This is a genomic window from Vibrio furnissii CIP 102972, from assembly GCF_000176175.1.
Taxonomy (GTDB): domain Bacteria; phylum Pseudomonadota; class Gammaproteobacteria; order Enterobacterales; family Vibrionaceae; genus Vibrio; species Vibrio furnissii.
This window is the reverse complement of sequence record NZ_ACZP01000014.1, coordinates 943,835-968,206: the sequence shown is the minus strand read 5'-3', so window position 1 is coordinate 968,206 and position 24,372 is coordinate 943,835. Positions and strand designations below refer to the sequence as shown.

Annotated in this window: 22 protein-coding genes; 8 read left to right on the top strand and 14 right to left on the bottom strand. The window is 45.7% G+C overall.

All coding sequences use genetic code 11. The features are described from left to right. Positions 1 to 46 precede the first annotated feature (46 nt). Positions 47 to 763 carry a type 1 glutamine amidotransferase gene (locus VFA_RS14560; protein ID WP_004727613.1) on the bottom strand — a complete coding sequence of 239 codons (717 nt, stop codon included), beginning with the start codon at positions 761 to 763 and terminating at the stop codon, positions 47 to 49. A 98-nt stretch (positions 764 to 861) separates the two neighbouring features. On the opposite strand from VFA_RS14560, the gene VFA_RS14555 reads away from it, so the two are divergent. Beyond that, complete coding sequence (locus tag VFA_RS14555; RefSeq protein ID WP_004727612.1) at positions 862 to 1,686, top strand: helix-turn-helix transcriptional regulator; 825 nt, start codon at positions 862 to 864, stop codon at positions 1,684 to 1,686. A gap of 101 nt (positions 1,687 to 1,787) precedes the next feature. On the opposite strand, the gene VFA_RS14550 is transcribed toward VFA_RS14555, so the two are convergent. Beyond that, on the bottom strand, positions 1,788 to 2,657 hold the full coding sequence (locus VFA_RS14550) for a LysR family transcriptional regulator (protein WP_004727611.1): 870 nt from the start codon (positions 2,655 to 2,657) through the stop codon (positions 1,788 to 1,790). Positions 2,658 to 2,756: 99 nt separating this feature from the next. Between VFA_RS14550 and VFA_RS14545 the strand changes: the two genes are divergently transcribed. Then, positions 2,757 to 3,722, top strand: coding sequence for a nitrilase family protein (locus tag VFA_RS14545; RefSeq protein ID WP_004727610.1), 966 nt, complete (start codon positions 2,757 to 2,759; stop codon positions 3,720 to 3,722). A gap of 164 nt (positions 3,723 to 3,886) precedes the next feature. Here VFA_RS14545 and VFA_RS14540 read toward each other — a convergent pair whose 3' ends face one another. The 6 genes from VFA_RS14540 to VFA_RS14510 all read right to left on the bottom strand — a co-directional run bounded on the left by VFA_RS14540 (position 3,887) and on the right by VFA_RS14510 (position 13,558). Then, positions 3,887 to 5,152: a RidA family protein gene (locus tag VFA_RS14540; RefSeq protein ID WP_004727609.1), complete on the bottom strand. Its 1,266-nt coding sequence runs from the start codon at positions 5,150 to 5,152 to the stop codon at positions 3,887 to 3,889. 772 nt (positions 5,153 to 5,924) lie between these two features. Further along, complete coding sequence (locus VFA_RS14535) at positions 5,925 to 6,614, bottom strand: arylamine N-acetyltransferase family protein (RefSeq protein WP_038151850.1); 690 nt, start codon at positions 6,612 to 6,614, stop codon at positions 5,925 to 5,927. Continuing rightward, positions 6,611 to 8,047: an asparagine synthetase B family protein gene (locus VFA_RS14530; RefSeq protein ID WP_004727608.1), complete on the bottom strand. Its 1,437-nt coding sequence runs from the start codon at positions 8,045 to 8,047 to the stop codon at positions 6,611 to 6,613. The genes VFA_RS14535 and VFA_RS14530 overlap by 4 nt, the downstream gene beginning before the upstream one ends. Further along, positions 8,035 to 9,093, bottom strand: a complete 1,059-nt coding sequence (gene ribA, locus VFA_RS23240; RefSeq protein ID WP_004727607.1) for a GTP cyclohydrolase II RibA — start codon at positions 9,091 to 9,093, stop codon at positions 8,035 to 8,037. Before ribA ends, VFA_RS14530 begins: the two co-directional genes overlap by 13 nt. 2 nt (positions 9,094 to 9,095) lie before the next feature. Beyond that, positions 9,096 to 12,446 carry a glycosyltransferase family 2 protein gene (locus VFA_RS14515; protein ID WP_004727606.1) on the bottom strand — a complete coding sequence of 1,117 codons (3,351 nt, stop codon included), beginning with the start codon at positions 12,444 to 12,446 and terminating at the stop codon, positions 9,096 to 9,098. Between the two features lie 632 nt (positions 12,447 to 13,078). Beyond that, positions 13,079 to 13,558, bottom strand: coding sequence for a YehS family protein (locus tag VFA_RS14510; protein ID WP_004727605.1), 480 nt, complete (start codon positions 13,556 to 13,558; stop codon positions 13,079 to 13,081). A gap of 457 nt (positions 13,559 to 14,015) precedes the next feature. Between VFA_RS14510 and VFA_RS14505 the strand changes: the two genes are divergently transcribed. Then, positions 14,016 to 14,924, top strand: coding sequence for a hypothetical protein (locus tag VFA_RS14505; RefSeq protein ID WP_232281721.1), 909 nt, complete (start codon positions 14,016 to 14,018; stop codon positions 14,922 to 14,924). 189 nt (positions 14,925 to 15,113) lie between these two features. Here the strand turns inward: VFA_RS14505 and VFA_RS23915 are convergent, their stop codons facing one another. Continuing rightward, positions 15,114 to 15,797, bottom strand: coding sequence for a cold-shock protein (locus VFA_RS23915; protein WP_081454453.1), 684 nt, complete (start codon positions 15,795 to 15,797; stop codon positions 15,114 to 15,116). Between the two features lie 452 nt (positions 15,798 to 16,249). Between VFA_RS23915 and VFA_RS14495 the strand changes: the two genes are divergently transcribed. Beyond that, the gene (locus VFA_RS14495; RefSeq protein ID WP_004727602.1) at positions 16,250 to 16,504 is read left to right on the top strand and encodes a hypothetical protein; all 255 of its coding nucleotides are present in this window, start codon (positions 16,250 to 16,252) and stop codon (positions 16,502 to 16,504) included. A 187-nt stretch (positions 16,505 to 16,691) separates the two neighbouring features. On the opposite strand, the gene ppiC is transcribed toward VFA_RS14495, so the two are convergent. Beyond that, the gene (gene ppiC, locus VFA_RS14490; RefSeq protein ID WP_004727601.1) at positions 16,692 to 16,970 is read right to left on the bottom strand and encodes a peptidylprolyl isomerase PpiC; all 279 of its coding nucleotides are present in this window, start codon (positions 16,968 to 16,970) and stop codon (positions 16,692 to 16,694) included. Between the two features lie 259 nt (positions 16,971 to 17,229). Between ppiC and VFA_RS14485 the strand changes: the two genes are divergently transcribed. Further along, positions 17,230 to 18,153 (top strand): chemotaxis protein, encoded by a 924-nt coding sequence (locus VFA_RS14485; protein WP_038151848.1) that lies wholly within the window; start codon positions 17,230 to 17,232, stop codon positions 18,151 to 18,153. Here the strand turns inward: VFA_RS14485 and VFA_RS14480 are convergent. Together VFA_RS14480 and VFA_RS14475 are read right to left on the bottom strand one after the other, a co-directional pair. Continuing rightward, a complete protein-coding gene (locus VFA_RS14480) occupies positions 18,150 to 18,530 on the bottom strand; it encodes an MmcQ/YjbR family DNA-binding protein (protein WP_004727599.1) in 381 nt (126 codons plus the stop codon). The genes VFA_RS14485 and VFA_RS14480 overlap by 4 nt on opposite strands. Positions 18,531 to 18,568: 38 nt before the next feature. Next, entirely contained in the window at positions 18,569 to 19,051 is a 483-nt protein-coding gene (locus tag VFA_RS14475) for a MarR family winged helix-turn-helix transcriptional regulator (protein ID WP_004727598.1), read from the bottom strand. Positions 19,052 to 19,166: 115 nt separating this feature from the next. Here VFA_RS14475 and VFA_RS14470 point away from each other — a divergent pair, with 115 nt between their 5' ends. Together VFA_RS14470 and VFA_RS14465 are read left to right on the top strand one after the other, a co-directional pair. Further along, on the top strand, positions 19,167 to 20,063 hold the full coding sequence (locus VFA_RS14470; RefSeq protein WP_004727597.1) for a DMT family transporter: 897 nt from the start codon (positions 19,167 to 19,169) through the stop codon (positions 20,061 to 20,063). A gap of 201 nt (positions 20,064 to 20,264) precedes the next feature. Beyond that, a complete protein-coding gene (locus VFA_RS14465) occupies positions 20,265 to 21,281 on the top strand; it encodes a GGDEF domain-containing protein (protein ID WP_038151845.1) in 1,017 nt (338 codons plus the stop codon). A 117-nt stretch (positions 21,282 to 21,398) separates the two neighbouring features. On the opposite strand, the gene VFA_RS14460 is transcribed toward VFA_RS14465, so the two are convergent. Beyond that, a complete protein-coding gene (locus tag VFA_RS14460) occupies positions 21,399 to 21,977 on the bottom strand; it encodes an aldolase/citrate lyase/malate synthase family protein (protein WP_004727595.1) in 579 nt (192 codons plus the stop codon). 158 nt (positions 21,978 to 22,135) lie between these two features. Between VFA_RS14460 and VFA_RS14455 the strand changes: the two genes are divergently transcribed. After that, positions 22,136 to 23,650: a DUF3612 domain-containing protein gene (locus tag VFA_RS14455; RefSeq protein WP_081454237.1), complete on the top strand. Its 1,515-nt coding sequence runs from the start codon at positions 22,136 to 22,138 to the stop codon at positions 23,648 to 23,650. A 271-nt stretch (positions 23,651 to 23,921) separates the two neighbouring features. Here the strand turns inward: VFA_RS14455 and VFA_RS14450 are convergent, their stop codons facing one another. Next, positions 23,922 to 24,356, bottom strand: coding sequence for an Mpo1 family 2-hydroxy fatty acid dioxygenase (locus VFA_RS14450; protein ID WP_004727593.1), 435 nt, complete (start codon positions 24,354 to 24,356; stop codon positions 23,922 to 23,924). Positions 24,357 to 24,372 lie beyond the last annotated feature (16 nt).

Genomic DNA, 24,372 nt, shown 5'->3' with positions numbered 1-24,372 from the left:
TCATCAAAAAAATCATACTAACGACACCACCGTGAGATGCAAGCCTTCAGCACCGCGCTTGGTAATAAGCAACTAACTGATCGAGAAACTGATACAGCGTTTGGTTCATGTCCTCGTAGTCATGCTGCATGAGGCGCTGTGGCGATTCCACGAACGGATGATGTTCAGACACCTCAACAGCATCATGTTCAATCAATAGCGCCACCACCTCTTTTGTCAGTTCCATATGGCATTGGAAGCCAAAAACGACATCACTGTAAGCGACAATCTGCCGTGGGCACCCGGCGCTAAAGGCAAGAACGTGCGCGTCGGGAGTCAACCCGGGCATATCATTGTGCCAATGCCCGACCGGTAACATGGCACCAAAATGTGCCATCAGCGGATGGTGCAACCCCGCTGGCGTGAGTGTGATCGGAAACTTACCGATCTCGCGTTCCGGGCTCGCTGCGTAGCGCGCTCCCAACGCTTCCCCAATAAGTTGCGCGCCCAAACAGACCCCAATCACCGCTTTTCCGGCACGAATCGCCGACAGAATGCAGGCCTGCTCCGCTTTCGCGTTAAAGTGAGCGCACTGCGCTTGCGTGGTCGCGGGATTTTGCGGCCCGCCCATCACAATCAACAGATCGATCGCGTCAACATTCAATGGCAAAGGCTCGCCTTCGTACACGCGAGAGTATCCGATATGAAAACCACGGCGAGTCGCCCAGATTTCATAAGCGCCTGGCGCTTCAAAATGTTCATGAATAATAAAGTGAATTCGCATAGTGCAGCCTTTCTCGTTGAGTAGGCCGTTGATGCTATATCAAGCGAAAGTGACGCGTTATATACTATCTGACATTAAACATCGATAAGTCGCCAATTATGCAAGCTAACCACCTCATTCAATCGTCCCCTCATCAGGCGTTCATCACCAAAACCATCCACATGCGTGCGGGCTACATTGATGATTTTCACACACACCCATGGCACCAAATCATCTTTCCGCTCAGTGGGTTATTGCAATCCTCGATTGAAAACAGATCGGTCATCGTCCCTCACAATGCCATGCTGTATATCCCCGCCGACACGGTGCACAAATCGGTCTCGGTCACCGACACGCAATTTTTGGCGATGTACCTCAACCCCAAAAGCGGGGTGAATTACGGCGTTGAGGCGAAATCGTGTTTGGTGACGCCGTTTCTCAAGGCCTTGATCTTGCTGTTATTTAATCGCTCGACTCAAGCGCAGCCACCCGAGAATCTCATCCATCTTTTAACGGTGTTACGCGATCAAATCGATACCGCAGGTCAGTATGCGATCCCATTGCTGATCCCCCGCGACAAACGCCTCAAAGCCATTTTTGAACAATTGACGGCGCAACCCGATGTGAAGTTCAGCTTAAACGAATGGGCGAAGCACGTTGGGGCGTCAGAACGCACGCTCTCTCGATTATGTGCCAAAGAGTTTGATCAATCGTTCTCGCTGTGGCGGCAAAATGTGCGACTCGTTTTGTCTCTGCAATTATTGAGTACCCCGAGAACCATTCAAGATATTGCGCTGGAGTTGGGCTACGCCTCCGATTCCGCATACATCTATGCCTTTAAGAAACTGTTTCATCACACCCCAAGTAAATACCGCCACAGCCTGTTAAACCACGGGCAGGATTTAACGCAGCTTGTTGCTGAGGGAATGATTGATAACGAGTGATTGATAAAGAAGTGCTTGATGAGGGCATTTAACGAAGCGGTTTGATACCTGTACGACGTTTGGCAATCACAGGCATAGCCCTAAGATTGTGCTAGCAAACGTCAGCGCTTTGTGCAGGTCATAAACTCGATAAAGCGCGCTCTCATTGGGCTGTCTATCGCTTCATTCCAAATTAAACCAATGTCCCACTGCGCGTTTTCTCCATCAAGCGGGACAAAAACGACCTGATCATTGGCGATGTATTTGGCGCTAGCGGGAACAATGGTGAAACCAAGGTTGGCAGAAACCAATGCTAAAAGCGTCTGAATATCATCGGCTTCTTGAACCGGATGTAGCGTCTGATGATGCTCCGCCAGTAGCGCAGTGATTTGCTGACTCAGCCCTTGCCCACGTTCCGCATGAAGCTTGAGGTAATCACGACCTTTGAGCGAGGTCCACACGTTATCAAGATCCATCGACTCGCTGCGATGCACCGCGACAACCAAATGATCGGAACCTAGTTTGATGCTCGTCAACGGCGCAGCAACAGGCAAGCGGTTGAAACTGAGTTGTAAGTCGCCATGCAGCAACGCCTTCGCTTGACGTTGAGAAGGCATGTCATTGAGTGTGATGTGAATATTCGGAAAAGCGTGTTTGAACTGGGCAATATAGTGCGGCGCAAGATGATATGTGGAAATGCCAAACCCAAGATTTAAATGTCCGGCAGTCCCCTCAGCGACCAGATTGGTGAAAGATTCAAAGGCCTGAAAACGTGCGACCAGACGCTGCGCCTCCGGTAACAAAGTTAACCCAGCCTGCGTCAAACAGGCGCCGTGTCTTCCGCGCTCAAACAGCGTCAGCCCCGTATGTGACTCTAAACGCTGAATCTTCTTGGTTAACGCCGATTGAGTGATGAACAGGTGATCAGCTGCGACCCGATAATTGCCATCTTCCGCAAGCTGACAGAAAGTGCGTAAGTGATCCAGTTCCATTCCTTATACTCATTGAAATTGTAATTATCTTCATTATACGGAATGAAAATGACTTTTTACACTGACGGCGTCAACTGAAACCAACCCAAGGAACGCCAAATGAAAGACATACGAGTTGCATCCGTCCAGTTTAACCATCGTGCGAACGATAAAGTGTACAACTTATCCATCATTGAACAATATGTGGAACAAGCCGCCCGTGAACACGTCGCGATCATTGTGTTCCCTGAAATGTGCATCACAGGTTACTGGCACGTCTCCACACTCACCAAATCCGACATTGTTGCGCTCGCAGAATACATTCCCCATGGAGAAACAAGCCAAGCGTTATTAGCGATGTCAATGAAGCACAACATCAGTATCGGCGCCGGTTTGATTGAGCAAGATGCAATGGGAAACCTGTATAACGCTTATGTGATGGCGATGCCCGATGGCAACATCGCAACGCACCGCAAGCTGCATACGTTCATTAGCCAACATATGACCAGTGGTAATGAATACACAGTGTTTGACACGCCGCATGGGTGTCGTTTGGGGATCCTAATTTGCTGGGATAACAACCTAGTGGAGAACGCCAGAATTACCGCGTTAAAAGGCGCAGACATTCTTATTGCACCCCATCAAACGGGAGGTTGTAATTCACGCAGTCCAAATGCCATGGGGCCTATCGATCCGCAACTCTGGTACAACCGTCAACAAAATCCAGATGCGATTCGAGCGGAAATGCAGGGGGCAAAGGGCCGTGAATGGCTCATTCGTTGGTTGCCTGCGCGCGCCCATGACAATGGGATGTTTCTAATCTTCAGCAATGGCGTGGGGGTCGATATGGACGAGGTTCGAACCGGCAATGCGATGATCATTGACCCGTACGGACAAATCATCGCGGAAACCGATAGCGTGGATAACGATATGGTAATTGCCGACCTCAACGCGGACGCATTAACCATGTGCACCGGCCGTCGTTGGATTCGAGGCCGCAGACCTGCTCTTTATCAACCACTCACCGTCGCCAACAATGAACTGTCACCGTTTCATGCCAGATTTTCAGAACAAGACATCGAGTAGCGAGCCTTATATCAAACAGCCCTGTGTCAACGAATGAGAAAGCGATGAGCTGACCCGTTCGTTCTCACGGGTTTATTGAAAAGCTATTTTTTATTGAAAGGCTATTTTGAGGAAGGCCAAACTGCCTGATATGCTGAGGTTCAACATATCAGGCAGCAATACGATTATTTTGTTGGTGGCGTGCCTTCAGCATTTGAAACAACCGCATCAATCTGAACCAATGCGCCTGATAGGATCTTTTCAACGCCAATCACGGTTCTGGCTGGAAGTTTGCCATTGAAAAACGTCGTGTATACCTCATCAACCAGATGCAAGTCATCGACATTGGTCAGTTGAATGTTGACCTTCACCAAATCATCCATGTCATGACCAATGCTTTCAACAATGGACTGAATGTGTGTGAGGCACTGCTTCGCTTGCTCGCCCACATTGCCTGCGACCAGTTTTCCTGTCTGTGCATCCACAGGAAGCTGCGCCGAGATGTGGTTGTAGTGAGAAAAAGCAACAGTTTGCGTTGAAAGCGCACTCATCGGTGCCAACTCGGTATTGTTCGCCCAAATCACAAGCCCGTGTCTGTCTTCCACGGCTTGTGGGGGCGTGCCGTCGCCATGAGAGATAACCGCATCCATTTGAACCAATGCATTCATGGGCAGACCTGCTGCTTGGGTCACGGTACGTGCTGGAACATAAGCCACGCTGCGCGCAATGGCCGAATCAGGGAAGAACGTCATATACACTTCATTCACTTGCTCGATGTCGGCAAGATCGCTCACCTGAATGCCCACTTTAACAATGTCATCAAACGGCACATCAATACTTTCTAAGACGGTCTTGAGGTTACGCAAACACTGAGCCGCTTGCGCCTTGATTCCCCCTTCCACCAACGCGCCTGTAGTTGGATCAATGGGCAGTTGCGCAGAAAGGTTGTTGTAGTGTGAGAAAGCCACTGAATGAGTTGATGTTGCGCTCTGAGCCACGCGATCACTGTTTCTCGCCAGCTTAATCAAAGCGCAAGGGGCTTGGGGCTGAGTCCCTTCACCGTTCGAGATCAAAGCGTCCACCTGAATCAGCGCATCACGGTGAGGGAGTTCGGCCACGGCAGACACGGTTTTTGTTGGGAAGTATGTTGTAAAGAACGCCGCCATCACGTCGTTGACGGCGTCTGCATCGTCAATATTTTTCAGGAATACATTCACTTTCACCACGTCATCCATCACGTGCTCAATGCTCTCTACGATAGATTTGATGTTTTCAAAACATTGCTTCGCTTGCGCTTTGATGTCCCCGATCACCAACTCACCACTTTGAGGATCAATCGGCAGTTGCGCTGAAATATTGTTGTAATGAGAGAAAGCAACGCTTTGTGTAGAGAATGCATTGATTGGCGCTTGGCCTGTATTTCGAGATAGCTTGATGATCTTACCGCTCATGATGATAGGTATCCTTATCGGTTTGTAGGGGATTTTAATCGTGATGATTTAGGGCTTATCTTTCTAAGAGCGCTGATGGTAATTCAAGGCTATATTCATGAGTGTGATGGAATTCAAAATTAAATTTCGCTAGCAACCCGACACGCGGTGGATAATTAGTCAGAGCAAGATTAAATATCCACATCATCCAGAATAAATCGCATTCTATTTCTTCAACAAGCGTATTCATTCCCTGAAAATGAATATATAGCATTTAAAATATGCCGTTTATTTTATGTTAGATGTTCAAATATGATGGCTGCTTCACAACATACTCAGTAAACGACCCGCCCGTGACCAAATTGAGTGATTTGATACCCGAATTTCATGAATAGATTTTTATTTGAAATATCAAAGATACAAAAAAGCAACCGCGCGGCGAACTTTTAAACAATTTATCTACATTTACTTTAAACAGCTAACGCGACTGTCCAAGCTTTCATGGTTGGTGCAAAGTCGTGTTTTGGGATTTGGCCAGATACCCTTCGGGGAAGACCTTTATGGAGGAGGTTTCGATGAGTTACGACAACGTGCCAATATCCAGTCTATCGATAACTTTTGGTATCCCATAATGCAATAAGGCACCGCTTGTCGCATAGCATTAGATTCAAGAAAATGGCAAAGCAGAAGATAAAACCGCCTACTTTACACTATAAAATTATGCAACTTTATCGATAATTCATTCACTACCAGCGTCTCACTTTACTAATCATAATAGAGGGTTACTCGTTGTTTATATGTTAAATTTTTTATTAAGAATGAATGATTCAAGTGGTGAGATATCGTAGTTAAAATACTTCATTATCTCTGTTTTTATGTCACTTTTAGTGATACTGGATACTTCCTCGTAACCATCGCTACTGTATATTTCTAGCTGAGTGTCACGAATAAATAAAAAACGTTGACCAACAACCATTGAGAATCTCAGCTGATTGCTAAATGGATAAATTATATTGGTTGAAAAACGATTAGCTATTCTTTGGCGTATTTCTGCATCCGATTTCTCTGCAATATCGATTTCCATTTGTTGTTTTTCGACGCCGTTTTTTTTGTGGTACACAGTGATAACACCATCTTTTATTTTTGTTCTATAAGTCATTCCGTAACACTCATACTCAATTGGTGTATCCACAGGGAAAAGATGAATAGATGGCCAGCCATTTCCAATATCAGCAAAATAGCGCTGATTATCTATTTCAAGTCTCACCAGTCGATGGATTTCATTCCCTCCAATACGTGCAGAATGCAAATGCGCATCTAGCCCAGCAGCTTTTACTGCTTCTAAGTAACTCAGAGTCTTATCTGAACAGGTGCCCCCGTATAGCAAGGTGGTAGGCTGGATATCATTGAGTAAATAGAAGTTGTGAAATGGCTCTTGTTGAAACTTATCGAGCAGTATTTGTTGGGCCAACCTTACTGTCATCTGTGGGCTCCCCCACGCTTTGCAATAGCGCTATCGAATGTTGGGTAACTAAAAAAGTAAGATTTTTCAGCATCGTGTGTAAATGTTTGACTCCAAATTTTCTTGAGTTCAGCTATTTCTGTATTATCATTACGGGTTAAGTAATCGACGACCAACTTGCGGATACCACTGCCAACATCAAATGAAGTTTTCTTTCGTTCAGCAATTTCAACAGGTAATAAATGCCCAAAGGTACTCCTAAGTGCTACCTTATTTTGGTCATACGAATAGAAGTTTTTGTGCTCTAAGGTATCAGCGATACTCTTCACTGTCCGATCCAAAAATGGACAACGAGCTTCAATACTATTCGCCATACTGCAATTATCTAATCTACGTAATTCAGTAAATCGCATGTCATTTATCAGATTCGAACGAGTTAATTGCCATTCATTTTCCGATAGCCTTTCGTGATACCCAGCAAAAAGCTCATCTGCACCTTCTCCGGTTAGGACTACTTTTAATCCTTCTTTTTGTGCCGCTTCTGCTAATAAGTAAGTCGCCAAACCGTTGCTAATGATCGAAGGATTGTAGCTTTCAGTTGCGTAGACTATCTTGGCAATCAAAGTTGGTAACTCTTGTCCCGTTGGCAGTGGAATATAGTTGATCCGAGTTATTCCCAAGTGATTAACAAGCTTGTTAACCATCTCTATATCAGGACTATCCGGATTTCCCAGAACAAAATAAGTAATATTTTGATTATATTGTTGAGCTAAAGCCGCAATAATTGAACTATCTAAACCACCACTCAGAAAAACACCGACCGGTTGCTTTGGTAAACGCTTAATCACGGCTTTTTCCATTGCCATAGCAAGATTCGGCTTTGTAGTGACTAGTTCTGGGTGCTCTGCTATTTGTTTTAACTTTCCAGAAGTTAACTCTAACTGGCTAATTCCTAATGGAACTTGCTCAAACCATTCAATGTTTTGCAATGCTTTGAGCTCGCTTACAACAAATAAGTTATTATCTGCTCGGCCATAAAATAGGGGCTTTTTCCCTATATGATCCCGAAGCAGATAAAGAGTCTGCGTATCAGATTGGTAGATTACACCTGAATAAAATCCATCTAACTCGGCCAGTACCTTATTACCTATTTCAGTAAATAGAGGAGCGACGACATGAGTATCACACTCACTTTTTAACGTGAGGTGGTATTGTTTAGCAAGAGCATCAGCATTGTATATTTCACCATTAATTGCACCAATCATTTCACCAGCGTTGTATGGTTGTCTCCCAGCAGTGCTTTCATCGTTAATAGCCAAACGGACAAACCCTATAGCTAATTGCCCATTTGTCCAACAGTGCTGATCATCAGGCCCGCGATGAGACAGTTTGGTTAATGAGGCAGAAATGTTTTTCTTTGCATTATCGCCATATAGCAGCACTATTCCGCACATAACGTCTGTACTTTGCTATCCAGTAACTGACTACGTAATTGCATCAATAACTCACCCAATCGGTTTAATCCAGAACCATCTTCAGCATCCCCCCAATAACTATCATTATTCGTATGTTCTGCTATGTTACGTTGCTCTGTTGATAACAATAATTCTTTGAGTTCAGGGTGTTGAGTAAACTTCGCTGATATTGCCTGCCACATCGCCTTCTCTTTTTTGTTATGCCAATCTTCTTGAAGGTGTTTTACTTCTAACTGACTGGCTATTTCTTTGGCTAACATTGGGCTTGCAGCTATGCGAATACGTTCCTGTAGTACTGGGTCAGTAAATTTTTGTGCTTGATAAAAGTGCTCGGTTGTTCGCCAAATTTTGCCTTGCAGATATACTGCATGTTGTGAAAAATTGGAAAACGCTCCCCATGTTTGGTCTGAATGATAAAAATGAATTGGACTAGAATTATCATTCTCAGCACTTAACGGCAGGTAGTGCCCCAATTTATCATTTTTACTCTGCAAATAGCCTGCGTTTTCGGGGCGGACTTGCGGATGAGTATTCACAACTTCTACCGCAATACCAGCTTGTTCTAAAGCACTTCGTTTTCGCGGATTGTTTGAGACTAGACGCACTTCTTCGATAGCCATTTTTTTCAGTACACTAATCGCTGGCTCGTAATCTCTAATATCTTGTTCTAAGCCCATAGCTTGAAATGATTCGGCTGTATCAAGGGCTTCCACCTGCATTTTGTACACTGCTTGAATTTTCTTAGATAGACCCTGTCCCCTTCCTTCTTGATGTAAATGAAAAATAATACCACTTCCATCGTGAGCCATGGCTTTCATAGCTTCGCGTAATTGGTCTGCACAGTCGCAATCTCGAGCTTCAAATACTTCTGAAGCAAGGCATGAAGAGTGTATTCTTACCATAGGCTGACTACCTAGGTTGCTGATATCTCCAAAGGTAACCACTCTAAACAACTCATTTCCAGTGTCATACATTCGAAATGTACCGTGTAGTGTAGGGAGCTCACAGTAATTTTTATACGGCATTTTTATACAACTATCTCAAAAGTTTTCTTATCTGCATTCGCAAAGCAGGTACTTTGCGGCACTATTTGGTTTAAAAAATCGCAAATATGGTGCTCATTCATTTGCTCAACCTGATTTTTAAGCTTCTCAATTGTACTGGAATTAAAAGATCGTGTCAGATAATCACTCAGTTCAGTAAGCTCTGGATACTTGGATAACGCCTGTGCCAATCCATTAATTCTGTAGTAACTGAGTGTTAAGCGTGCAAGGCGGGTATTGCGTGCATTTCTGGTTGCTTGCCAGACGTCAGAGATCTCATCAGGAGTAAAAACCAAGTTATGTTGTTCTTTTGCTGACAAGAATTCTTGTAAACCTGCATACAACGCTGAACCCATAATCTCATCCTGTACCTTCTCCAAATCTAATATTTTCTCATTTTGCACACGGCCAGTGTGCTGTACAGGGAATGGGCCGCTTTTAATGCTCAGTCCATTATGATGCTTGTTAGCTATTGCCCAAAGCATATCTGAACGGCGGACCTCACGGCCATTTATTCTTGGTATCACATTGGGTATTTGTGTTAACGCTTTAGGGTTTAAAACAAAGGTATTACCCCCACGGTTAACAGTGTCTTTCGCTGCCATTAATGGATTTTCACTGCATGAGGGGATTATACCGCGAGTAAGTGGAAACCCAGTGACTAACATTGGTGCAAAAGCAAATAAACGAGCACGTGCTTCTGCAACAGTTTCACCAATATAAGCAGGCTCAATCCAAAATGGGACTTCAACATGACCTGAGTGTTTACGTGATAGGTCGTAGTAATAATCAGGGTATTTGTTACGAAGAATGGTATTTTCACTGCTTCGATCTGGAAGTTCAATATCGTTCGATAATGTCTCTAACCAACGTAAGTTATGTAGCAGATCCAACAACTGGCCACGTAACCCATTTAGTGGCGGATTAGGTGAGGAACCCTCATATTGCCCAATAACAACATCAACATCATTTTGTCTGAATTTTTGTAACCAAGGGAGATACTGTTTCGCTCGGGCATCTAAACGCATATCATCATCAAGGATCCAAGCAACGCTACCTGGCTTCGTTTCACACTCTAAACCGACATACTTTTGTAGCATACTGCGAGCATGGGCAATACCTACCTGCCCAATCTGTCTACGAGCGAAACAAAGACCGAATAATCCATTGCCCGCATCTTTTATTTGTTGCGCTTCGCTTATTATTCTTACAGTACTCAATGGACGCTTGCTATGCATAAGAACATCTTCAACAGTTCTGATTGAGCAACCGTTACACAAAACGATTGTGTTTACCTCGGTCAAGTAACTACACTGCGCTAATTCAGCAATGCTGTTAAGCAAGGGTAACAATTTATAGGCATCTCCGGTAATGACACCAATGGTCAAAACAAAAGGGGTTACTGGATCTGCCGGCGCTAGCGTCAGTCTTGCTTTATTTGCTTGCTCTAAGTTGCAATCAATACCAGCTAATCGTTGGCGAAAAACTTGATAACCCTGCATTTCTGGCATGTTTGTGGTTTGCAACGACTGACGCATTAAGGATTTAAGACGAGGATTATCTGCATGATATATAGCTAGATATGCTCGCCGTGCCATATGTTCAAAACCAAGTTCATTCCATGGTCGAATATCTGAGCCGTAATCTATTAACTTCACCTCGTACTTGGTTTTAATCAAGTTTTTAGGATGAATGTTATTACAAACAATACCCGCTTTGCTGCAACTGTGAAGCAGATTAATAACGTGTTCACTGTCACCACCTTGATAAGGGGTGCTTTCCTCGTAAGGATAAGTAATAACTAAGCTTGTTCCTTTAATAATAACTTCGTCCAGAGCATATAAACCGGGCAGGTCACGCCATTTTGAGCAGCTCTGTTGTAGAAACTTAATTTGTTTAGCAGGTAAACGAGTTTTCCAGTAGTCAATGCACTTAAAAACTCGTTTACCATCGGTCATTACAATGGCTTCCGAACCAGTACCAAGCAATATCAGATCGTCCATACGAAATAGCTTTGATATTCGAGATTGAGCAGCTTCAATACGGCACTGTTTTATCCTTTGAACGAGTTCTGTTCGTTGTTTCTTAAACTGGTCATCAAAGGTAACGCATTTCAACTGATAAGCTCCTAACTGGCGAAGCAGTGTTAAAGTATCGTTATCACTTTTATCCGTTAGTTGACCTTGATGCTCCCTATTTTTTAAGACCCATGCGCTATGACCTACGTTCTCTTGGGCAACAATTGTAGTAGCCGTTTCAACACATGTTTGCTGATCGCATAAGTTGTAATAGGTGATACCCTGATTTCCCACAAATTCAAGAAAATCATTCAAACCATGTAGGTTCAATTCTTCAGTTGTTGCGGTCAAGAGCAGGTTAAAACCAACTAAGTTCTGCTGTTCTACTTGATGAATTTTAATGATGAGATTCTTTAGTTGACCAAACGAGGTATTTCCTAAATCAACTCCAAGTGTTAGCCCAATTTGAACTGCGGACGTTAATGCTTCTTGTGGTAGCAAGGGTAATTTAGGCTGCCAATTAAACAGCTTCTGAGCACGCTTAAGAAATGCGTCATGCTGTACACTACTCATCCGGCCATGGTACTTCTGCCAAAATGCAGACAAACCGTTTTGCTTAGATGGTGAATCTGGTGTACTTAATCGTTGACGACCGCTATCTGCATAATGATTTAACAGCACTTCATCTATGCTCTGGTATTGAAGAGATCCTATCTCACAGAGGCGTATACACAAATCGCGGTCTGTACTGCTGGCTAAATGCTCATCAAAGCAACCGGCCATCAGCATAATATCAAGAGACAAGAACAAGTTAGACCCCTGAATACCTGGGTTTCCTCTCAGGAATAGGTCTTCATCTAAAAACGTAGGGGGTAAACTCTCAATAGGCGGGCGGTCGTTACTTTCGTAGCGATAAAATCCAGCGGCGACCATATTGCATTTTTTCATACTTACTGTAGTTAAACAGCGTTCCAAATAATCAGAATGCCACTCATCATCGTCGTCAAGAAACGCCAGAAACAACGAGTCAAAATCTTTACCTTGCTGAGCACACAGGTAGTCTATAGCTGTATTCCACGCCCCGCTAGCACCTTTAGTTCTCTGATTTATCAGATATTTTTTGTGGCAATTACTCAATGGGAGCGATTCAACAACGTATCGATTCTGTTGCTGAACATCTTCTGGTGAGTCATCTACTACTATAAGGTAATCTGGTAATCTAGATTGGTTTAGGATTGAATGTAATGCTCTATTTTTCAACAAGTCAGGCCTGTTTTTAGTCGCAATAATTGCTGCTACTTGCCAAGCGTGCGTCAAACTATACTCCGTTACTTCTGAACAACTAGTTAGTACTCTAGTGGCCTTATGAAATGCCACAACTTGATAAATTTGACAGAATTTTATCTCAACTGCTCAGGAATAGGTATGCAAATAAGTGACTTAACTAGAAATGTTAAAAGTAAACGCTTTTGGGATAAACCATACATCGGTTTTGCATGACCAGTCATTAAGAAATATTGGGGAATTTTCTATTAAGCAAGAACACCTTTCTGTTACGTAAACTTACAATGGGGCAAATTCGTGTTACCAATGGCGTCAGTCGTGACTCTGCACGCATGACCAAAAGCATGGAAAAATGCTATATACGTGGCCAATTTTAGTGAATCACGACAAGATGTCTGGAACATCTTGACCAGAATAGTGGCTCCTAGCTGGCTTAAGGTTTTAGCTTGGGTTTATCTTGGTAGGGTCATCGGGGGCGGTGTGTATCTTGATTCTAAAAACCGACCAGATTTCAGCGTGGTTTGATAGGTATCGACTGAAGAAAGACAAAGAGTAGACGTGATTGTGAAGCTCTAATCTCGGTCTTTAGCATGAGAAAAGCGAGTAACCAAATAAAATGGTTCTCGCTTTTTTAATCAATGACCACGTTCGATTCGAGATAAAAATTATCCAGTAAACTCTTCAGAATCGGGACGATTGGTAAACTGCACACCGTTTAAGAAGTCGCACAGCAGTTGGTCTTCACACTGTTTGTAGTTTTTGTTGTTTGGCTTGCGAAAATACGCACCAATTTCGTATTTACTTAAGCTAATACCAACCACTTCTAATACGTCCAACACATCTTCTGCTTTCATGTCTAGCGCAATGCGCAGCTTCATAAGAATCATGTTGTTGGTCAACGTGACTTCTGGCTTAGGTTGCTCGCCGTCTTTTTTTCCTCGCTTGAGGTTAATAAAGCCATTTAAGAATACCGCTAACTCTTGATCCTTCATCTTAACGGAAGATTTGTCGCTTTCATCTTTTAACCAGTTTGCCACTTTATCGTGAGCCACAGTGACTTCGGCCTGCCCGAAAGCTTTCATGATCTGCGCGTTTTTCAGGTTTAACGCGTGTTGGATACGACGTAAAATTTCGTTGTTAGTCACTAGGGATTCCTAAAATGAGTTCTAAGGGTGAATAAAAATCCATCAATGACATGCGATCTGTGAGTGTCTTTATTCAATAGCGTAGTTGACGGTGACTCTAACAGAGAACACGTTTCTTCGGTAGGTTAAAAAATAGAAATAAGACGGCCTATTCGAACTCGTTGGCTAAGTTGGTAAGACCCCACTTTCATAGACACGATGCTGATTAGAAGAAATCGGTCAAACCACCTCACTGTGATTGGTGAGGTAGAAGGTTACTGGCAAGAATGGGGCACAACTAACTCAACACAGCTCCCATCGATTCGAAGTAGATAAAACTCAGTGAGCATGTTCAACCCCCTCTGCTCAGTCAATACATTTGAACCAATGCGCCGGGAAGGGAGACTGAATAGCCACTCAACGAAATAAGACGACACCACCCATTGACTCAGCAAATGAATCAAGTAAGGTCATGTTTTTGTCTATTTACTATAACGTCATGAATAAATTAGGAATTCCTTTTATAGCGACCGTGAGTTTTACTCTATTCGGTTGTGCAGTAAAACCGGTTGAATTACCCCAAGAACCTTATTCTTTAGATCCGACCCACTCTTATGCATTCCATTTATCACACGCCATGGGATTAAGCTCCGCGGTGGATTTGCCCAAAGGCGAAGCCGAAACACTACTGAAAGAGCGAAAAGAATCCATGATGGAAGCCGGATTAAGTTCGTCGTTGTCGGGTTATCTGGTGTCGTTCACGCTGGCCAAATCTCTTGGCCTGCCACTGACAACGGCTCATGACCTCGCTTCCGATTCAGCCGAGAGCAGCTTTATCATGGGGGCTGGGACTGCAGAGAAAAAAACCATCACAGACTACGAAAACTTTGCCATCTATCTGCCCTATGAGTTCGCTCAAAACCAAGAAGATGCGCGCGCCTATGTATTTAATTACTTTGTTCATGTGATGAAAAACAATGAGATGGCGCTAAAAGAGACGGATTCTGAATTTGAATACGGCACAGGACATGAGTTCTCACACCCGCTCTGCCAAAAGCTAGACACGCAATGTCGTTACCAAATCAGAATTGAAGAACCGGTCATCGCATACGCACCAGAGGGACTCGGTGGATACAAATCGTGGGTTTGGAGCCCTAAATCTCGCAATGCGCCGATTGTACGCACCTATACGGTCGCGACTTGGGGTCAATTAGGGACATTCGATATGCTCACCGTGAAGAACAACCAAATGGCCATTCAAGATACTTTCGAGAAGCCGCTGATGAAACACTACCCTGAGTGGCTTGTTAAGTTTGTTCCGGCGACTTATGACAAACCACCATTCGTGATATGGCATGGACGTGAATATCAATTTGAACGCCCGTAGAAAGCTTTATAACAACGCTCGAAAGAATAAACATCGGTTCAAATGAACGTTGATATCATCCCCGCAGCCAGTGAATTGATTGCGGGGATGGAACACTTTCTATAAACACTTTTTGTGAATAGAACGCTCGTTCATGGTAAACGACCAATCACGGCTTCACGCTTCGTAATCACGACGGGGTCGCGTACCTTAAATGAAGCGCTCTCCTATCCACTGATAAACCGAAATCAAGCATGCTGGTATCGCAATGATGGATATCATAAATAACGCGCATCCTTTATTGAGTTGGCGTGCACGCGCTTCACTTTCGATTCGGACGATTTCCTCAAACTTGTGGTTAAATAAAGTTTTTCGGCTTTTAACCCGCGCCAATGCGTCCCGAGCCTCACCTTCAAAAGTACACGGAATCTTTTCGGTCACTAATGCTAAATCAGCGGTAAAAGCATGAACGGTGTACTTATAATTGCCATCGTTAAATGTGTCTTTCTCATGTTTTAGATTCAAGACAGCGTTTGCACCGACGCTCCCCGCTAAATCCTTGAGGTGGGCTTTGGCTTCGTCTAAATCTTTAAAGAATCGTGTGGCGATCGTCGCTTGATGCACAACATCCCCATACTTAGGTTTGCTTGATTTCGTAATAAAAAAGTCGACCAGCTTGAGCTCAAATATTACCTCAGGAATGAATACTTTTTTTGTTGAAAGTCCTTTGGGAGTAGGAATCGGATCGAACTCAACCGTGACGCCTTTAATTAACTTTGATTCGTCGGTTTTATCAACAAGACTCGATACATGTAAGAAATAGCTCTCGCCATCTTCTCCTTTGACAAAACCATATTTTTTAGTTTGGACATATGAAACCAACGTTCCTTTCAAAATGTGCCTCTATATATTCAAATAAATCAACAAACCAAATCACTATATAGAATAATTCTTCTGCATCAATCATTATTGGAATTGATAGTTAAATGAACGCTATTTACCACACGTGGTGGAGTGGCATCGTAACTAGAATAGCCCCCATCTCCACAAATAATTTATCTGATCATTCAAATTAAGATGCGGCTCATATATCGTCGCGGTTCGAAAACAATGGATAATATTTAAACAAAATCCGATTCACGATAAAGCGACGAAACACAAACCCATCAACATATTTTCGAATTCAACCTGCCATCAATCGCCTCAATTATGGCAAAGAGGGTTGTCGGCCACGCACACGATCATTAGACTGCACGAGTTAGAACATGTGATTTGGGGTGCGCACTCATCATGAATCATTGATGATGCGACGCCAAAATCAATATGAAATAGGATGGAGATAGAGAATGAACGGCAGTTGGGCGAACTTCTTTCCGTATTTTGCTGGTGCTTTTAAGCTGATTGTCTTAGGCATTGGCGCCTACTTAGCGATCAAATGGCATTTTGATGAAGACAGACGCGTCAAAGAAGCCGCGGGGGTGGTATTTGATGAACCCAGCGCAATGAGAAAGTGGGCGAGCATGCTTGCCATTCCAACTCTGCTTACACTGCTGGTGATTGTCGTCGTATATGCGACGAACTGGTATCTCGACCTTCCCTAACACGCTGGATTGACCCGTTCCATGTAAGCTGTTTGGATGCATGGGCGTGCGGTAAGAATACAACCTGAGAACATCGAGCCATCCACCCGCCACAAAAATGGGCCCACATAGGAGCCCATTTAAAATTCAGTACAAATGATTGACTCTGCCAATCGTCACGCAGTGTGACCAAAGCTGCCACCTGCCCTCACGTACGATACAGCACCTTAATCACGTGCCAACCGAATTTCGTTTTCACGAGTTGAGGCGTGAGGATTTCTCCTTTAAAGCAGGCTTTATCGAATTGCGGCACCATTTGCCCTTGGCGGAATTCACCCAAATCACCACCTTTTTTACCTGATGGACACAGTGAATATTTCTTGGCTAGCGTTTGAAACTTGGCACCTTTTTTGAGCTGCTGCATGATGTCATCAGCTTGTTCTTTATGCTTCACCAGAATATGAAGTGCGGCTGCGGTTCTTGCCATTTTCGACCCTCAAACAACGTCGTTCGGTTAAAAAAGTGGCCTAGTCTAGCGGAACTGAGCCTCGGTTGCACTGGGCATGTGCGTTACTTTTTTGTATCGGCGTATCTTTTTCTGCTAGCGAGCGCAAAACGATTTGAAACAAAGGAACGATGCTGATGACGTAAAGCCTCACTCATCGGCAAAATTCGGTTGATACCGTTGCTGATACGATATTTTCAGTTAGTATAGTGACCTAGGCGTTTAGATTAAGAATTTCGTTATGGCTAAAACCATCAGTAAGGCAAATCAGTCACAAGGCATGTTGATGTTCACGCTGAACATGCAAAAGCAGTTGTTTGCGATTGGTACTCTCAAAGTTCGAGAAATTGTTCCTTACCTCCCAATGACTCAAATTCCGTATTCACACCACCATGTGGTGGGTACTGTGACGATCCGTAATATGACGGTGCCGGTGATTGATATGGCCGCCGCAATTGGTTTTCGTCCCATTGCCCCGCAGGAATACAAACAGTGCTACCTGATTGTCACCGACTGCCTGCGGACCGTCGTGGCCTTTATGGTGCGCGGGATTGAGAAAATCATTGAGTGTGATTGGCGAGCGATTGAATCGGCCCCGCCAACAACGGGCCACAACGTGTTTGTCACAGGCATCACCCGCTATCAAGAGCAAATTGTTCAGTTGCTGGATGTGGAATTGCTGCTGTCGAAAATCTATCCGCAGTACGAATCCACCAAAGTACCGATGCTGACCGACATCGAACGCGAACGTTTGAAAGCGCTGAATATTCTGCTGGTCGACGACTCATCCATTGCGCGGAAGCAGCTCGCGGATGCGCTCGATCGGATCAACATTCCATATCAGATCTGTAAAAACGGCTTAGAAGCCGCCGAGCTGATGAAGCAGCGCGCCAATGAGAATCAAGCGATTGATATTTTGGTGAGTGATATTGAAATGCCAGGCTTGGATGGGTACGAACTGGCCTTTGAAGTGCAAAACGATCCGAAACTCAGCCACGCGTACTGTATTTTGCACACCTCACTGTCGAGCGAAATCTGTGTCGATCGCGCGCATCAAGTGGGCGCACATGAGGCATTAGAGAAGTTCAACGCCACCGAACTCATCGAAGCGATGCTGCGTGGTGCGAAAAAGCTCGAAGCTCAAAACACATCACACACCGCTTAACGAACGGCGCCTTGCAAGGTCAGGCTTTGCAAGGCTTCCCGGTCGGACTTTTTCAATTGGCTCACCACCAACTGATACGACCGCTGGCACAAATCTTCAATCATGCCCGCTTCCACATCACCATCTAGATCGACGGAAATCCAATGGCGTTTGTTCATGTGATAACCCGGTCGAATGGATGAAAACTGGCTGATCAGCACCTCTCCATCCTGCGGCGTGCATTTCAACGTTACAAATGTCGGCGCGCGATCTTGCGCAATGTACGCGAACATCTTGCCGCGAATTTTATACACCAAACACTCTGGTCCGAACGGATAACAAGCCTCGGATTGAACCAGAGCATCCAAATAATCAGTCAGTTGCGTTACGTTCATCATGATCGCGTCCTTATGCCACACGGCATTTACGGGTTGAGTTATTCGAAATTAGACAGCCACAGTTTCAGCAGTTGAGTCAGTTGTTCCTGCTCAGCGCCGGATAAACCTTCAACCAATGTCTCTTGAATTTTGACGTGCTCGATCACCAGTTCATTGACCAAATCCAATCCGTCGTCGCTGAGCTGCACTTCGATGCTGCGCCGGTCGGCGATGCTGTGCAAGCGATGCACCAGACCTTTTTGTTCCAGTTTGTCCAAACGGTTGGTCATCGCCCCCGATGTTAGCATCATGGAGCCAAGCAGTTCCGACGGCGTCAATCGATACGGCTCTCCTGAGCGCAGCAAGGTTGCCAATACGTCAAACTCGCCCATTTTAAGCCCGTAACGTTTATGCACCTCCGCCACGGCGACTTCTAAATGCTTGGAAAGGCGCATCATGCGTCCCATAATACCCATCGGTAACGTATTGAGTTGCGGTCGTTCGGTTTGCCACTGCGCTAACACGCGGTCAATCGCATCCATCAGTGTTGAATCTCCATTAATTCGCTGAAAAAATACTTTAACATAAAGATACTTTACAAAAAGCATTTATTGCTTTAGCTTTGCAATTAGATATCTCAACATAAAGATACTTTACATGAACATTTTACTTGCTATGATTCCTGCCTTCTTTTGGGGGACCACTTACGCGGTCACCAAATACACACTCGCCGATTGGCCGCCGCTGCTACTCGGTACCCTTCGCGCGCTGCCTGCCGGATTATTGCTGCTGGCGCTGCGCCCTCGCCTGCCAGAAAAATCAAGCTGGCGCCCACTGCTTACCATTGGTTTGGTCAACATCGCTGCCTTTTTCAGTCTCATTTTCGTGATGGCGTTGACCTTGCCTTCGGCCATTTCTGGGGTGGGTATGGTGTCGGTTCCCGTGTTTGCGATGTTTTACCACTGGCTGGTCAGTCGTCAACGCCCGTCATCGATGCAACTGCTGAGTGGCGCAGCCTTAATTGCGCTGGCATGGTTTCTGTTTGACCCGAAATCCTTAAACCTCAATCCGATTGGTTTGATGGCCTTATTTGCCGCCATTATGTGCATTATTTTCGGCTCTACATTAACCAAATCACTGGGCGGTAAAACCCATTGGTGGAGCGTGTTGAGCTGGCAATTGATCATCGGCGGTGTGGCACTGGCGATCGCAACCTTGGTCCACGCGTATTTCGCCCCCCAAGCCTACCTCAATGCCCTCACGCACTTCAGCCTGCGCAATGGATTCGGCATCGCGTGGATTGTACTGCTCAACACGGCGCTGGGTTACGGCCTTTACGTCTGGTTATTGCAACGCATGTCGGTGGTCGATTTTACCTTCGCAGGCGTTGCCAACCCGGTGGCAGGCATTGTGTGTGGTAGCGTGCTACTCAATGAAGTGTTCCGCGCCGACCAATACGCACTGATGGCGGGTATGATCGTGATGTCTCTGCTGCCACAGGTGGTTTCCCTGCTCCGTCGGCGTCGCAAAGTCACGCTGGCATCGCCATCATAATGAGGATGGGCAAGTGTCATAAAGCGCTTGCCCGCCCCCTTTGCAGCACACAAGAATGCGTGCGATTGGTCACAGAGAGCAACGATAAACCTACAATCGTTCGAATTACCCTCACTTTCCCTCGGTTTTTTTGCGGCGTTTAGAGGCGAGATCCGCTAATCTTAGCGTATTGAGTTTAGGTGCCTAACATTACGCCCCATAATGACTGACGACGACTTTAAGAAATCCACATCGAATTTAAAAAAGGCTGTTCCGCTGATGATGAAACATCATGTCGCGGCAACACCGGCTAACTACGCCCTTTGGTACACCTATGTCGACAACACCATTCCTCGTCTCAACCAGGAAATGGATGTTGTATTAGACAACTTCGGGCTATGCCCGCCAGCATCTGGCGACTACCTTTACAAACAATTTATTGCCAGCAAAGCCGAAACCAGCGTGGGCGATCTGCGCGCCAATATTGAGCTGCTGGTGAGCGAAGTCGCCAGTTCCATGTCGGACACCATGACCGACACCACGGCGTTTGAAGCCATTATTGATAAAAGCTTTCGCGATCTGGAACGGGTTGAAAACGAGAACTTGTCGATTGAAGAAGTGATGACGCTGATCCGCCAACTGGTAAGTGAATCACGCGATATTCGCCACTCGACACGCTTTCTCAACAGTCAGTTAAAAAACGCCAGCGAAGAGATCACGCGCCTGAAAACCCAATTGGCCGAAGTGCAAAAAGATGCCCTGTTTGATGGCTTATCCGGATTGTACAACCGTCGCTCATTTGACGACGACTTGAGCGCCATGCTGCATGCGCAGCAATCCATCAGCATTGTGCTGCTTGATATTGACCACTTCAAAACCTACAACGACGATTTTGGCCACCTATTTGGCGATACCGTCATTCGCGCGCTGGCCAAACGCATTCAATCGAGCTGCCGTGAAGGCATTACGGCGTATCGTTTTGGCGGCGAAGAGTTTGCCTTACTGGTGCCGAATCGTTCACTGCGCAGCGCGCGTCAGTTTGCGGATGCCCTGCGTCGTTCCATTGAAAAGTTGAGCGTGCGCGATCGCCGCACTGGCATGCAAGTCGGGAACATTACGGCGTCGTTTGGCGTGGCAGAAAGCGAACCCAATGACACGTTGGATATGCTCATCGATCGCGCCGACAAGATGCTCTACGAAGCAAAAAATCTTGGCCGTAACCGTGTGATGCCACTGTAGCTGCTCACGGTCAGCGCCACCGGAGCGACATCAACAACAGTAGAAATAGATAGATATAGAAAATCCTCCCCGTTGGGAGGATTTTTTTATGGAGAGCATTTCATCAGGAAGAATGAATTACAGGTTGAAGCAGTAGTTTAAGTAGTAATCTTCGCCGCTTTTCGCGGTGTATTCTTTGTCTTCACTGCAAGCCTGCGGTTTACCGCGTTCATCCCCTTTGATCAGACTGATCCAGTGACGCATCGCGGCGGTAGGCGTGGTGTCCTCGCTCATTTGTGTGAACGTGGTGCAGGTTTCCAATTGAATGTCGTCAATCTCCACCAACTCAACACACCCCGTGCCTTTCTGACACCCCAGCATCACTTCCACGTGGCAGCCGCTGCCGTCACGGAACAGAATCGAACATGGGTTATCTTTGCCACCGGTAAACGCAATGAAGTGTTTCGGATGCTTCAAGCCACTGTGGCGACCGTCTTTGAAATACGCCAAGACATGGTGGTAATCAATCACGTAGCTGGTAACGTCCTGGTGTGACCCTGTTTCCAACGGGAACAAACGGTCAAGCAATTGCTTCGCTTTCAGCTGTTTTTCACGTTGCTGGTTTGCGCTGATTGTCTCGACGGCGAAGACTGCTTCAGCGATAAAGGGTTTCTGTTGTTTTTGGATTTCTGTTTTATCGAAAGTCAGCATATTCATCGTCTTTCCCTCATGGATAACATTAGATTTCGTCCTAGAGCAAATATTCCAAACTTGCGTTTAATTTTCGGTCAAGTTTGTGACTTGCTTAATTTGTAGACTAGCGGATTTTTAACTACAATTTCACAACAAAAATTTTACAATGTGAATTTTACAAAATGGCCGTGTCAAAAAGCTTAGTTAGACAATCTCATTTTTTGGGAACTAAAGTGAGAAACTTAAGGAAACGCAACCACTTAACGATGGAAGATCTGTCGGCGCGTTGCATTCGCATCAATCCGGAGTACGCCCCTTCGGTTTCGTACCTGTCGATGATTGAGCGCGGAAAACGTGTGCCCAGCGTCGAAATGTTGGAAGTGATCGCCGAAGTATTCCAAAAAGATCCCGCATGGTTTCTGGACGATGAACCCGAGCAAGCCGACATCACCCCCGACAAAGGCAACCGCGGTGGCATCAGCGGTATGGCGTTGGAACCGAGCTTTCTGTTCTCCAACGACATTCTGCAAATTGCGATTCCCGAAATGCTGTCTCAAACCGGCATCACCGGGCGTCAGTTCGCTCACTTGCTGATTCGCGCGCACCAAGAAAGCTTGCAAAACCACTTTCCAGATCTGGAACGAGCGGCAGAAGACGTCGGTTTAAAGCGACTGAATTTAGCGGTGGAAGATCTGTTTGATATTGCGAAAAGCCTTGGCCTGACCATTCGTTGGGTACAACGCACGCCGCACGATGTGGTTGATGAATTGGGTGTGAGCGCGAAACAGTTGGTGACATCGTTCTTTGAACCGCCGGGCACCATCTATCTTAATGAGATTTTGCGTCACTACCCCACGCGGCTCAAATACGATTTGGCGGTATACATCGGCCACAACGTGCTGCACAGCAAAGATGGCCTCAAGAGCGTCCTTTCTGTCGGCCATACGCAAGGGTGGGAAGAGCAAGACGCACAACCGACGTCAGAACTCAACTCGCAAGATATTTTGCAAGCATGGCGCGACTTCGAATCGAGTTTCTTTGCTGGCGCTTTGCTGTGCCCTAAAGTGCCATTTCGTCAATTGCTTGACCGCAATGGCTATGAAATTGACGTTCACAAAAAGGCCGGCGTTTCACCGTCAGTGGCGATGCGCCGCATGACGGTGGTCTCGCCGTATCCGCATTGGCACTATTTCGACGCCTACGGCGAAGGCAAACTCAAAGCCGTGTATCGCGGTAATGGCATTCCTTTGCCTTGGGGCAACATGCGTAAAGTGAACGACCCCTGCCAGCACTGGGCAGTGTTCCGCCGTCTTTCTGAACCGCAAGATGTCAGCTCCGCGCAGATCTCCATTTTGAATGTTGGTGATGAGCCGCGAATTTACTGCTGTGAATCGGTCAACATGATTGATCCTGCGGGCAACAACCGCGTGCTGTGCGCGGGCATCGACCTGAACCCAGCCATTGCGGCGCAAGGCGGTGATGCGCGTTCAATCGCCGAAGAACTCAAAGCTTCTTGCGTGAGTCAAGGCGGCAGTACGGTGATCCCACGTCATATCAAAAAAGATCTGCTGACCATCGCCAAGATCTTAAACATCAACTGGATCGAACGCGGGATTGAAAATGATGCGCGATTGATTTGCTCGCGCGGCGCGGTGTGTCCGAGGAAGCCGAGTTGTTATGAGAAATGCGGTGGATGACAGGCATAAAAAAAGCCAATCGCAATAAGCGCGATTGGCCATATATATGTGTGAACAAGAAGGTTCACTAACAACGTCAGTTGGCTAGGTGACCCTCGGCTTAGAAGGGTCGATTTATATAAAGCACATAGCGTGCCAACTTTTAAATCCACGAAAACTGCGGGTTTCGGTTACTTTTTCACCGGTTTCATTACAACAGATATCATAATTGAATTGCAAATTGCGAATATATGCAGTTTGCAAATAGCATATGGGACTTTTTGCTTGCACTTTAATGCTTATAGAACACCCACAACGGGCCGATAAGCAGAAACTGTAGGTCGGCAAAAAAGGACGGTTTCTTGCCTTCAATCCGATGGCCAACAAATTGCGCGCCCCATAGCAGTACAAACAGCGCAAACGACAACGCCGCCAAGGGGAGCGCCATCGCCTCAACGCTCCACGCCAATCCGATGCACGCCAGCGTAAACCCCAGCATCATCAAACACACCGCCATCGAGAGTCGGGCGTAAAACCACAAGACCGGCACACTCACCAGCCAAATCCAGTGAATGTCCATCCCCAGCGGTGAGAGGGACGGTAACGACCAGATCAACCCCACGATGGATAAATAAATCCCCGGCACCGCGATATGGTGAATGGCTTGATTGGTGGGATGTTGGTGGCTGACGGCATACGCGTCCAGCCACTGTTCGAGAGTTCGCATGATTCATCCTTGAATA

Bases quoted from the DNA above. Each gene is read 5' to 3' on its own strand.
- VFA_RS14560 (WP_004727613.1), bottom strand. From the start codon at position 763: ATGCGAATTCACTTTATTATTCATGAACATTTTGAAGCGCCAGGCGCT.
- VFA_RS14555 (WP_004727612.1), top strand. From the start codon at position 862: ATGCAAGCTAACCACCTCATTCAATCGTCCCCTCATCAGGCGTTCATC.
- VFA_RS14550 (WP_004727611.1), bottom strand. From the start codon at position 2,657: ATGGAACTGGATCACTTACGCACTTTCTGTCAGCTTGCGGAAGATGGC.
- VFA_RS14545 (WP_004727610.1), top strand. From the start codon at position 2,757: ATGAAAGACATACGAGTTGCATCCGTCCAGTTTAACCATCGTGCGAAC.
- VFA_RS14540 (WP_004727609.1), bottom strand. From the start codon at position 5,152: ATGAGCGGTAAGATCATCAAGCTATCTCGAAATACAGGCCAAGCGCCA.
- VFA_RS14535 (WP_038151850.1), bottom strand. From the start codon at position 6,614: ATGACAGTAAGGTTGGCCCAACAAATACTGCTCGATAAGTTTCAACAA.
- VFA_RS14530 (WP_004727608.1), bottom strand. From the start codon at position 8,047: ATGTGCGGAATAGTGCTGCTATATGGCGATAATGCAAAGAAAAACATT.
- ribA (WP_004727607.1), bottom strand. From the start codon at position 9,093: ATGCCGTATAAAAATTACTGTGAGCTCCCTACACTACACGGTACATTT.
- VFA_RS14495 (WP_004727602.1), top strand. From the start codon at position 16,250: ATGAACGGCAGTTGGGCGAACTTCTTTCCGTATTTTGCTGGTGCTTTT.
- ppiC (WP_004727601.1), bottom strand. From the start codon at position 16,970: ATGGCAAGAACCGCAGCCGCACTTCATATTCTGGTGAAGCATAAAGAA.
- VFA_RS14485 (WP_038151848.1), top strand. From the start codon at position 17,230: ATGGCTAAAACCATCAGTAAGGCAAATCAGTCACAAGGCATGTTGATG.
- VFA_RS14480 (WP_004727599.1), bottom strand. From the start codon at position 18,530: ATGATGAACGTAACGCAACTGACTGATTATTTGGATGCTCTGGTTCAA.
- VFA_RS14475 (WP_004727598.1), bottom strand. From the start codon at position 19,051: ATGGATGCGATTGACCGCGTGTTAGCGCAGTGGCAAACCGAACGACCG.
- VFA_RS14470 (WP_004727597.1), top strand. From the start codon at position 19,167: ATGAACATTTTACTTGCTATGATTCCTGCCTTCTTTTGGGGGACCACT.
- VFA_RS14465 (WP_038151845.1), top strand. From the start codon at position 20,265: ATGACTGACGACGACTTTAAGAAATCCACATCGAATTTAAAAAAGGCT.
- VFA_RS14460 (WP_004727595.1), bottom strand. From the start codon at position 21,977: ATGAATATGCTGACTTTCGATAAAACAGAAATCCAAAAACAACAGAAA.
- VFA_RS14455 (WP_081454237.1), top strand. From the start codon at position 22,136: ATGGCCGTGTCAAAAAGCTTAGTTAGACAATCTCATTTTTTGGGAACT.
- VFA_RS14450 (WP_004727593.1), bottom strand. From the start codon at position 24,356: ATGCGAACTCTCGAACAGTGGCTGGACGCGTATGCCGTCAGCCACCAA.